The organism is Mesorhizobium sp. M7D.F.Ca.US.004.03.1.1, from assembly GCF_003998635.1.
Classification (GTDB): domain Bacteria; phylum Pseudomonadota; class Alphaproteobacteria; order Rhizobiales; family Rhizobiaceae; genus Mesorhizobium; species Mesorhizobium loti.
On record NZ_RZQG01000114.1, the window covers coordinates 1 to 10742 of the forward strand.

A 10742-nucleotide genomic window follows, 5' to 3' on the forward strand; every position below is an offset into this window, starting at 1 on the left:
GCTTCAGGCCGTTCGGCGTCATCATCGGTCTGGTGACGCTGGCAGCCATACCCGTGCTGGCGGCGCGCAACGAGAGCCCGTCGATCGCCTCCGACGGCGAGACCAGCAATTTCCTGCGCTACATCTGGCTGGTGCCATCGGCGACCGCGGCCGTGCTGGTGTTCGGTGCGGTGGAAACCGGCGGCTTTGCGCTGTTTCCGATCTATGGCAGCCGCATCGGCTATTCCGAGGCCGACGCAGCCCTTCTCCTGACCATGATCGGTCTTGGCAACGTGCTGCTGCAGATCCCGATCGGCATGATCAGCGACCGCGTCAGCGACCGCCGCTATCTGCTGATTGCCTGCGCCACGGTCGGTCTTGTCGGCACTGTCTTCATGCCCTTCTTCGCCCAGAACTGGCATTTGATGGCAGCACTTCTGTTTGTCTGGGGTGGCGTCGTCGCTGCCATGTACACGATCGGCCTTGCCCATCTCGGCTCGCAGCTTTCGGGCCACGAACTGGCGTCGGCCAACGCCGCCTTCGTGCTGTGCTACGGCGTCGGCATGGTGCTCGGCCCGCAAGCGATCGGCATCGGCATGGATGCGTTCGGTCCGTCCGGCTTCGGCTGGTCGCTAGGCCTGTTCTTCGCCGCCTACATTGCTTTGGTCGCCGTCAGGCTGGTCCGCAAGATCCTCCTGTAGCGCGACTGCTACCGGCCCTGCATTCGCATTGGCCGATGACAGGCTGCTGACAGAACCGTGTCAGGAGCACAGGGCTAAAAGGATGTCCCAAAACACTTGAGGACACTTCCATGATCGACAGCGGCTTTGAAACCACATCGCTACGAATGACACTGCTTCTGCTCGTAACCTTCCAGGCCCCGGCCGCCGACGTCGACCGCATCATGGACGCGGTGGTCGCGATCGCACCGCTGGCCATGGGTAAATATGACCGCAATGCCTATCAGTCGGCGCACGGCATCGAACGCTACAGGCCGCTTGACGGTGCGGCCGCCGGCGCCGAAACGGAGCTGCGGCGGCGCCCCGGCACGGTTGAGGTTTCCTTCGAACTACCGGACGACCAGACGCTGGCCGCCCGCGTCGTCGAGGCGATTTTCCAGGCCCATTCCTACCAGGAACCGGTGATCCGCATTCAGCCGATCCTTGCCAGCCGTTCCAAAGGGCTGGACGACCGCGCCAATCCGAATCGCTGGTGGAACACGACCGGCGACTGGAAGAAGGTTGCGGCATCGGCGACGGAAACCGCGTGATTTCCGCTCACCAGTCGGCTCAGGCGGGTCGCACAGGGCCTACCGGGCTTGACTTTCCGGGCGCGTTCTTTATGTGTCGCGCCAAGTTTCCCGCGTCCGGGTGTTTCCCCGTGCTCCAGCGGCCAAAACCCCACGAACAAACGGACTGATATCATGGCCAAAGCCGCAAACATCAAGATCAAGCTTCTGTCGACCGCCGACACCGGTTTCTTCTACGTGACCAGCAAGAACAGCCGTACCAAGACGGACAAGCTGTCGTTCCGCAAGTACGACCCGGTCGCCAAGAAGCACGTCGAATTCAAGGAAACCAAGATCAAGTAATCTGGGTTTTCCTTCTGCAATGCCGAAACGCCGCCCAGTGGGCGGCGTTTTTCGTTTATAGCCAATTGATGTCATTGCATCCGCGCAAAGCCTCCAGCCAAAAGGATTGACCGTCCGCCATGGTTGCGGCACCCTCGGTCGTGGGCTGGCAGGGGTGTCATGAACAAGGCCCCTGCGGATGTCGAAGAAGTTGAAAGCTGCAATCATTGCAGCCCTTGTTGCTCTGGCTGCTGGTTTCGCTATCAGCAACGGGCTGATAAGCCAGCAGACGGCCGACGAGATCAAGGCCAGGACTGACCAAGTTTTGACCGAGGAGGCAGCCCAGCCTGCACCTCAGCCTGCCTCCGATAATCCCCCTGCACCTTCTACGGAACCTGCGCCGCAAGCTCCGAGCCCGCTTGCCGGAGCACAGCAGCAAGAGTCTCAACAGGGTCAATGAAAAAGCCCCCCGCACGAGCGAGCCTCTCTCGCAATCACCACACCTACGGAGTGTATCGTTTTAATACAATCGCCAATTGGTAGACTCGCACGATGGATAGGCAGTTAGTTTCAGCGTCAGGCTAAAAGGGGGAAATGCCTCGACCTGGGAGAAAACGATGTCCATTCAAAAAGGTGACTATCGAACAAACAGAGCCGACTACGCGATTGCCGCGACGCATGGCGATGTGCTCGCCGAAGACAGCGTTCGAGACGAGATTCTGGCAAGAAGAAAAAAGTCCCTGTGGCTAAAGGAGCGGCGATCAGCCAAGTCAGCTGAGAACCCAATGGACAGCTCGCCGCTGCCTAGAAGAAACCCTCGCGGTTAGACGCCACGGCCACCTTCCGCGATCGCACCATACCCGCACACCACCGATTCGCCCATATTTCCGGAGGCAGCCGCCGGTATTGACCTCTCGTATGGCGGCCCTACTTCGTGACGAAATGGCTTCCGTTCTTTTTAGAAGACGGCGGGACTAAAGTCTTGTGCGCTACACGCAAAGGTCTGAGGGGTCCTGTTCGGTTCCGGAAATGTCTGCTGGACGTTCCATTATTTTAGTCAATCGAGATATAACCTTCCCTTCTACTTCCCACCCGACATCCGCGCCTGATGCGGCCGTTCGTATCCGCAGTTCCGCAGATTCAGCGCCTTGTGTAGACATGCAACTGGTCGATCGCGTCCCGAGTGCCCTCAGCCCGGGCCGAGTTCCCTCAGCCGACGCGATCACCGTTTTTCGGATCGAACAAATGCAGCGACTCCGGATCGGCCGCCAGCCGCACCACGTCGCCGGGCTTCACGCCGGCGCGGCCCATGGCAAAGATGCAAAGCTGCTGGCTGGCCAATTTGACGTAGAACTGCGTCGAAAGCCCGAGTGGCTCCACCACCCCCACCTCGCCCTTCAACGCCCCGTCATCCGCCAGCCGGATATGCTCGGGCCGCAGACCGACGGTGATGGCGTCACCGTCCTTCAGCGGCAGGCCTTCCGGCAGGCGCAGCGCCTGGCCATCGGCCAGTACGGCCTCCGACGTACCACGCTGACGAACCGTCGCCGGCAGAAAATTCATGCCGGGTGAACCGATGAAGCCAGCGACGAACATGTTGGCCGGCCGGTCATAGAGATCGAGCGGCGCGCCGACCTGCTGGATCAGCCCGTCATGCATGACGACAATCCGGTCTGCCATGGTCATCGCCTCGATCTGGTCGTGCGTGACGTAGACCGATGTCGTCTTCAGTTGCTGGTGCAGTGCCTTGATCTCGGCGCGCATATGGACGCGCAGCTTGGCGTCGAGGTTCGACAGCGGCTCGTCGAACAGGAAGACCTTGGGGTCGCGCACAATCGCACGGCCCATGGCGACGCGCTGACGCTGGCCGCCGGACAGTTGCCGCGGCAAGCGCTGCAGGAACGTGTCGAGCCCGAGCCGCTTGGCGGCGCCGTCCACCCTCGCGTCGATCGTCGCCTTCTCCGCCTTCTTCAAGAGCAGGCTGAAACCCATGTTCTTCGACACGTCCATATGCGGATAGAGCGCGTAGGACTGGAACACCATGGCGATGTCGCGGTCCTTGGGTGCTACATCATTGACCAGCCGCTCGCCGATGCGGATCTCGCCGCCGGAAGCCTCCTCCAGCCCGGCGATCATGCGCAAGAGCGTGGACTTGCCGCAGCCTGACGGCCCAACCAGGACGACGAACTCGCCATCGGCGATTTCAAGGTCGACCGCGTGCAGGACGCGGACGGCGCCATAATCCTTGCGGACTTTTTCGAGCGTAACAGAGGCCATCGATCTATCCTTTGACGGCGCCGGCGGTCAGGCCGGTGACGAGATAGCGTTGCAGGAAGGCGAAGAAGATGCAGACCGGGATCAGCGCCAGGACGGACGCGGCCATCATCTGTCCCCAGTCGACGGCGAACTTGCCTATGTAGGTGAGCAGCCCAACCGCGAAGGTTTTCTTGTCATCGCTGGAAATCAGCATCAGCGCGAACAACAGCTCGCTCCAGGCAGCTGTGAAGACGAAACCCAGTGTCGCACCCATGCCGGGCAGCGTCAGCGGCACGATCACCTTGCGCATGGCCTCAGCGCGCGTGCAGCCGTCGATCATTGCCGCCTCTTCCAGGTCCTTTGGGATACCATCGAAGAAGGACTGCATCAGGAAGGTGGCGAAGGCTGTGTTGAAGGCAGTGTAGATGATGATCAGCCCGATCAGGCTGTTGGTGAGGCCAAGCTCGCCCATGACGCGGTAGATCGGCGGAATGACCATCACCAGCGGGAAGGTTTGGGTCAAAAGCAGCATGATGGCGAGCGCCGCCTTGCCGCGGAAGGTGAAGCGCGACATGGCATAGCCGGCGAGCGTGGCAATGACCGTCACCAACGCCGCCGTCGCCATCGAAACGATGACACTGTTCAGGAAATAGCGTGGGAAATCAGAGACTTCCAGAACGATATAGAAATTCTGAAAGGTCGTCTGCGACGGCCACAAGGTGATGCCTTCGGAATAGAGCAATCGCTCCGGCGTGACCGATATTTTCAGTGTCCAGAAGATCGGGAACAGCGCGAAGATCATGTAGGTCGCGATGGCGCCGTAGAGGCCGATACCGCTGAGAAAGCGTGAAGAGGTGGAGCGCCCGGCGATCATCAGACGTGCCTCACGATTGAGCGCCGAATGCCGATCAGCGCCACGGCATAGACGATGAGCAAGACGAGCAGCAGCACCGCCACCGCCGAGGCGTAGCCCTTGTCCAGGGACTTGAAGGCGCTGACATAGATGTAGACCGGCACGGTGCTTGTCGACCCGGCGGGACCGCCTGCCGTCATCACAAAGATCAGGTCGGCAAATGTGGCGATCCAGATGGTGCGCAGCATGACGGTGATGGCGATGGTTGGCGCCAGGAACGGCAGCGTCACCTTGGTGAAGCGCTGCCACGGCGAGGCACCGTCGATGGCAGCGGCTTCATGCAGTTCCGACGGGATCGACTTGAGCGCCGCGAGCAGCGTGATGGCGAAGAACGGGATGCCGAACCAGATGTTTGCGATGATCGGCCCCCACATCGCGGTGGCCGGGTCGGACAGGATGCTGGTGGTCGACTCAGCCCTGAGCCCCAATGCGAAGAGCCAGTGCGGCAGCGGTCCGATGATCGGGTTGAACAGCCATGCCCAGGTCAGGCCCGACAGGAACGAAGGCACGGCCCATGGCAGAAAGACCACAGCCTGGACAAATTTGCGTCCGACGAACGGTTTGTCGAGAAGCAGCGCCAAGCCAAGGCCAAGGAAGAACTGGAAGAACAGGCTGGCGACTGTCCACCACAGCGTGTTGACCAGCGCCTGCCCGAGCACCTGGTCCGACAGCATCGCCTGATACTGTCCGAGCCCGACATATTCCGATTTGAAAGCCGAGAATTTGCGGAAGGAGTAGCTGATGCCGATGATGAGCGGCACCAGAAGCACCACGACCAGCAGGATGATCGCCGGGCTGAGATACAGCCATGGCTCGATTGCGGCGTGCGAGAGCCGCTTGCGACGCGGCTTGCCGGCGGATCGTATTTCGGACACGGCGTAGGTCATTGGGTGAGGATCGGCTCCCTGGAGCGGCGTCGGGGACAGCGTCCTTCTCCCCGTCACTATACGGGGAGAAGATGCCGGCAGGCAGATGAGGGGCAGTGCTGAGCTGACAGAACTTGGCGCCGCCCCTCATCCGGCCCTATCGGGCCACCTTCTCCCCGTGAAACGGGGAGAAGGAAAAAAGGCGGCTACTTCTTGTTCTTGGCCAGCCAGTCCTGCTGTTCCTTGGTCAGGAACGTGGCCCATGCGTCGGCCGCTTCCTTGGCCGTCTTCTGGCCAAGCAGGACTTCCTGAAAATTCTTGATCGCCACCTGGTCGACGAAATTGCCAAGGTTTTCCAGATGCGTCGGCGGGGTCACCATTTCATATTTGGAGGTATCGCTGAGCTCCGTGAACCAGCCCTTGAACTGCTCGGTCTTGAAATGGGCATCCTGGTCGGCGCCCTTGTGGATCGGGACGACGCCGACTTCCTTGGCCCATTCGAGATTGTCCTTCGGCGACAGCAGCGTCGCCATCAGCTTCCAGGCATCGTCCTTGTGCTGCGAGTTGGCAAACATCGCCCAGCCGGCATAGCCCAGCGTCGGATAGGACTTGCCGCTCGGCCCGACCGGCATCGGCGCCACGGCGAAGTCGTCGGCGCTCATCTTGTCGGCGATGCCGAGCAGCGCGTCCGGATCCTGGTTGAGCATGGCGCAGGTGCCGGAGTAGAAGCCGGTGACCGTTTCGTTGAAGCCCCAGCTCACCGCATCTTTCGGCGCCAGGCCGTCCTTGTACATGTCGGCCAGCATCTGCAGGCCCTTGACCGAGCCTTCGTCGTTGATCGTCGAGGTGCCGTCCTCGTTGAAGTAGCCACCCTTGCCGGCGGCGATGTTCATGAACATGTGCATGCCGTTGAAGGCGCCCGGCCCGCCGCGCAGGCAGTAGCCGTACTTCCCCGGGAGCGCGGAAATCTTCTTGGAATCGGCAATGAAATCATCAAGCGTCGCCGGCGGGCCATCGAGGCCGGCCTCTTTGAACAATTTCTTGTTCCAGAACAGCGCGTTCACATAGTAGCCGTAGGGGATCATGAACTGGGTGTTGTTGACGGTCGAGCCGAACTGCTTGGCGCGGTCGCCGAGCGTCTTGGCGTCGTCCCATTTGGCCATATACGGGCCGAGATCCTCCAGCTGGGCATTGTTGGCATAGAGACCCATCCAGCGTTCCGGCATTTCGACAATGTCGGGCGTATCGCCGGCCTGCACCATGGTCAGGAACTTTTCAAAAGCCTGGCCCCAGGGCAGCGAGATCAGCTCGACCTTGACGCCCGGATTGGCCGTTTCGAACTCGGCAATCTGCTTCTTCAGGAATTCGGTGCGTGGCGGGCTGGTGATGACTTCGACCATTTTCAGGGTCGAATCGGCCATAGCGCTTCCGGCGAAAATCGCCAGCCCCGCAACGGTGGCAAGCATGACGGTCAGTTTTTTCATGTTCAAGACTCCCATTTTGAACCCGCTTGTTATTTTCTGGCTTTTTCGAAGGCTTGGGCGACATCAGCCCACAGGTCTTCGACACTCTCCAATCCGACATTGAAGCGGATGGTTCGGGGGCTGACGCCGAAGCGCGCCATCGAATTCAGGCCCGGCGTCTGCTCCAGCGACGCCTTGGCCGGCACGACCAGGCTTTCATGCCCGCCCCAGCTGACGCCGATGCGGAAATATTTCAGCGCATCGACGAAAACGGGGATGTTGATATCGTCCGTCACCTCGAAGGAGAACAGACCGGCATAGCCGGCCAGTGTCGCCTTGCCTGGATGGTTCGAATAGACGGGATGGTTGACCCGCTCGACATTGGCATGCGCCTTCAGCCGTTCGGCGATGGTCAGGCCGCTCTTCATGTGGTGCGGCAGGCGCAGCGGCAGCGTGCGCAGGCCGCGCAACAAAAGCCACGCCTCGAACGGTGACAGCTTGCCGCCGAGATAGGAATAGGTCTGCTCGTTGATGTGCTTGATATGGGCGGCCGAACCCGCCACGACGCCGGCGACGGTGTCGCTGTGGCCGCCGAGATATTTCGAGGCCGAATGCAGCACGAGGTCGACGCCATGCGTGATCGGCTTCTGGAACACTGGCGTCGCCCAGGAATTGTCGATCGTGGTGACGATGCCCTGCTCCTTGGCCAACCGCGTCAGATGCGCGATGTCCTGCAGCTCGAACATCATCGAGGTCGGGCTTTCCAGGTAGAGCAGCTTGGCGCCGGGAAGTGCCGCCGCAACCGCGTCCGGGTCGGAGCCGTCGACATAGTCGACCTTGATGTTGAGCCGCGGTAACAGCCGCTCGAACAGCCGGTAGGCATCGCCATAGCAATTGCGCACCGCCACAATGCGCTCGCCTGCCCCAACGAAGGCAAGCACCGTGGCGCTGATCGCCGCCATGCCGCTGGAAAAGCCGCGCGCTGCCTCGGCACCTTCGAGCGCGGCGACACGCGCCTCGAACTCCATCACCGTCGGATTGTCACCACGCGAATAGATCGGCTGCCGTCGTTTGCCGGCAAAAGTGTCTGCCATCTCGGCATAATTGGCGAAGGTGAACAGCGAGGTCTGGTAGATCGGCGGCACCACCGCACCGCCGGGAAACGGTTCGTCATGCGCCAAGAGTGTCGCCGCCTCGGCAAGATAGTCGTGATCGAAACCGGATGGATGCTCGTTCATGTCTGGCTCGAAAGTTTGAGTTTGGCGGCACCGCGCTTGAGGTCGTCCTCGACGGTGGCGATCAGCTTGAGCGCCTCGTCGCGGGCTCCCTGCGGGTCACGCGCGGCGATGCATTCGTAGATGGTGCGGTGGTAGGGAAAGCTGGCGTGGCCAAAATCGCGCACGCCGAGCGGATGCTCCCAGAAGCGATGGAACAATTCGTACATGGCGGCGATGATCTGCTCGAACAACGGATTGCCCGAGGCCCGGTAGATCGCCTGGTGGAACTCCCAATCCTCTTCCGACGACATGCCGTCGCGCGTGCGGAACGCCTGCTCCATGATGTCGAGCTTGCGCGCGATTTCGGTGATATCTGCCTGGCTGGCGCGTTCGGCGCAAAGAGCTGCGGCCTCCGCTTCCAGCGCGCGGCGGATCTCCATCGTCTGCATCAGGCTGGTGAAATCATTGCCGCCCGCCAGCGTCAGCGGCATGTGCAGCATGTCTGGCGAGACGGCAACCTTGAGATAGGTGCCGCTGCCTTGCCGGCGCTCGACGAGGCCAAGCCCTTCCCAGCGAGTCAGCGCCTCGCGCACCGTGTTGCGACTGACTTTCAGCCGCTCGGCCAGAATACGCTCGGTTGGAAGCCGCTCGCCCGGCTGCAAAGCCTCGGCGCGGACAAAGCCCACCAACGCCTTCAGCACGGCGTCATCGCGCGCCGTCGTCTGAATGGGTGGCAGGCTGTTCTGGTCCACGTCACCTCCAAGTGGTCCAATGGTCCAACCAATTTCTGCATAGATGGAACCTCCTGTCAATCGGTTGTCAGGAGAACTGTCGAAGGTGGCGACGCAATGCGTTTCGGGCGCTCGTGTGAACCAGCATCGACCGTGTCTGCTAATCAGCGGCAGCGGGCGGTCCGAACCAAGTGGTCAGCGCGTCCATCAGGCCTTGTTGGGTTCCCACCCCAACCCAAGCCACATAGCCATCGGGCCGGATCAAGACGGCGTCGGTCGCGGCGACCGTCCCCAAGACCGGGAGCTTCCAGGCACCGGCGTACCCGGCGTCGATCTGCCGGACCCGATCGGCCCAGGGGGCGATGTCCAGCCTGCCGGGCTCACCGAGGTTGAGGAGCACCGGCCGCGCGTCGTGCAGCAAGGTGAAGAGCCGCAACGGCCCGTTGGCGGTGATCAGATCGAGGTCCGGCATTCGCCGCCCAAGCAGTGGGTGCCCCTCGCCGAGGTCGTAATGGACACCCAGGCCGGACATCTCAGCGGCGATCCGTTTGCGAGGCTCTTCCATGCCGAGCAACTCGGCAAAGATGTCGTTCAATGCCTTGGTGCGGGCATCCATGCGACGAAGCGCAACCTGTGCCATCGCGTTGCGCAGTACGCGGGCGGCAATCGGATGACGCTCGGCGTGATAGCTGTCCAAAAGGCTTTCCGGTGATATCTGCTTGACCACCTGGGCCAGTTTCCATCCAAGATTCACCGCGTCCTGCACGCCAATATTGAGCCCCTGTCCGCCCATCGGCGGATGCACATGCGCGGCGTCGCCGCCCAGCAGCACGCGTCTGTCGCGGTAAGAGGCAGCCTGTCGCGTCATGTCCGTGAACCGGGAGAGCCAGGTCGGGTTGTGGAGCCCGTAATCGGTGCCGTAGACGGCGACCAGCGCCTCGCTGAGATCGCGCAGCGTCGGTTCGCCTCCGATGGTCAGTTGCCTCTCGGTCAGCACGACACCGACCCGGCCGCCTTCCTCGATCTTGCCTATCGCATGGATACCGTAGGCGTCGCTGCGAAAGCCCCATGCCGGCTCCTGCACCATCTCGACCTCGGCAATCATCCAACTCATCGTAGGATCCTGCCCAGCGAACTCGATGCCCGCCGCCTTTCGGATCACGCTGCGTCCTCCGTCGCAGCCAACGAGATACCGCGTCCGCAATCGTTGGCCATCGGACAGCTCCACATCGACGCCGCCATCGTCCTGTGCGAAACCCGTAACGTCCTGTCCGCGATAGATCGGCACCTGCAACCCGCTGATCCAGTCGGCCAATATCCGCTCGATATGGTTTTGCCGCAGCGCCAGCAGATAATTGTGCCGCGTGGGAAAATCGCTGATGTCCAACCGGATCATGTGGAAGCCCACGGACGGCGATGGCTGTCCCTGCGAGAGGAAACGATCGGCGATTCCGCGCTGATCGAGCACCTCGATCGTGCGTGCGTGCAGGCCGCCTGCGCGTGAGCCAATGAGTTCCTGAGTATCGCGCCGCTCGACAATGGCGACATCGACGCCCGCCAATGCGAGCTCGCCTGCCAGCATCAATCCCGTCGGACCGCCCCCGGCGATCACCACTGCATGATCCCGACGCGATCCGTCTGCCGGCAACATCACACCCATTCTCGTCACTCCCGTTTCCGTTGGCCTGGACCGCGGTTTTACGGGAGGAGCCGGGTCTTGCCGCAAGCCCCTTGTGCGCCATATCTA

12 protein-coding genes are annotated in these 10742 nt (G+C 61.7%); 5 read left to right on the forward strand and 7 right to left on the reverse strand.

What is annotated here, in order from left to right:
* From EN935_RS09660 to EN935_RS09680, 5 genes are all read left to right on the forward strand, one after another.
* Positions 1–680: MFS transporter (locus EN935_RS09660; RefSeq protein WP_164771062.1), on the forward strand; the 680-nt coding region annotated here is incomplete at its 5' end.
* A gap of 110 nt (positions 681–790) precedes the next feature.
* Positions 791–1249 carry a hypothetical protein gene (locus tag EN935_RS09665; protein WP_126068960.1) on the forward strand — a complete coding sequence of 153 codons (459 nt, stop codon included), beginning with the start codon at positions 791–793 and terminating at the stop codon, positions 1247–1249.
* A gap of 153 nt (positions 1250–1402) precedes the next feature.
* Positions 1403–1570, forward strand: a complete 168-nt coding sequence (gene rpmG, locus EN935_RS09670; RefSeq protein ID WP_006201775.1) for a 50S ribosomal protein L33 — start codon at positions 1403–1405, stop codon at positions 1568–1570.
* 178 nt (positions 1571–1748) lie between these two features.
* Positions 1749–2009: a hypothetical protein gene (locus EN935_RS09675; RefSeq protein WP_127265207.1), complete on the forward strand. Its 261-nt coding sequence runs from the start codon at positions 1749–1751 to the stop codon at positions 2007–2009.
* Between the two features lie 157 nt (positions 2010–2166).
* Complete coding sequence (locus tag EN935_RS09680) at positions 2167–2376, forward strand: hypothetical protein (RefSeq protein ID WP_109671478.1); 210 nt, start codon at positions 2167–2169, stop codon at positions 2374–2376.
* Positions 2377–2758: 382 nt separating this feature from the next.
* Here EN935_RS09680 and ugpC read toward each other — a convergent pair whose 3' ends face one another.
* The 7 genes from ugpC to EN935_RS09715 all read right to left on the reverse strand — a co-directional run bounded on the left by ugpC (position 2759) and on the right by EN935_RS09715 (position 10655).
* On the reverse strand, positions 2759–3826 hold the full coding sequence (gene ugpC / locus EN935_RS09685; RefSeq protein WP_127265208.1) for a sn-glycerol-3-phosphate ABC transporter ATP-binding protein UgpC: 1068 nt from the start codon (positions 3824–3826) through the stop codon (positions 2759–2761).
* Positions 3827–3830: 4 nt separating this feature from the next.
* Positions 3831–4679 carry a carbohydrate ABC transporter permease gene (locus EN935_RS09690; protein ID WP_127265209.1) on the reverse strand — a complete coding sequence of 283 codons (849 nt, stop codon included), beginning with the start codon at positions 4677–4679 and terminating at the stop codon, positions 3831–3833.
* Positions 4679–5605 carry a sugar ABC transporter permease gene (locus tag EN935_RS09695; protein WP_127265210.1) on the reverse strand — a complete coding sequence of 309 codons (927 nt, stop codon included), beginning with the start codon at positions 5603–5605 and terminating at the stop codon, positions 4679–4681. The genes EN935_RS09690 and EN935_RS09695 overlap by 1 nt, the downstream gene beginning before the upstream one ends.
* 185 nt (positions 5606–5790) lie before the next feature.
* On the reverse strand, positions 5791–7068 hold the full coding sequence (locus EN935_RS09700) for a sugar ABC transporter substrate-binding protein (RefSeq protein WP_109671482.1): 1278 nt from the start codon (positions 7066–7068) through the stop codon (positions 5791–5793).
* Positions 7069–7097: 29 nt separating this feature from the next.
* Positions 7098–8285 (reverse strand): PLP-dependent transferase, encoded by a 1188-nt coding sequence (locus tag EN935_RS09705; protein WP_127265211.1) that lies wholly within the window; start codon positions 8283–8285, stop codon positions 7098–7100.
* On the reverse strand, positions 8282–9016 hold the full coding sequence (locus EN935_RS09710) for a FadR/GntR family transcriptional regulator (RefSeq protein WP_109671484.1): 735 nt from the start codon (positions 9014–9016) through the stop codon (positions 8282–8284). The genes EN935_RS09705 and EN935_RS09710 overlap by 4 nt, the downstream gene beginning before the upstream one ends.
* Before the next feature lie 139 nt (positions 9017–9155).
* Positions 9156–10655 carry an FAD-dependent monooxygenase gene (locus EN935_RS09715; RefSeq protein ID WP_164771063.1) on the reverse strand — a complete coding sequence of 500 codons (1500 nt, stop codon included), beginning with the start codon at positions 10653–10655 and terminating at the stop codon, positions 9156–9158.
* Positions 10656–10742 lie beyond the last annotated feature (87 nt).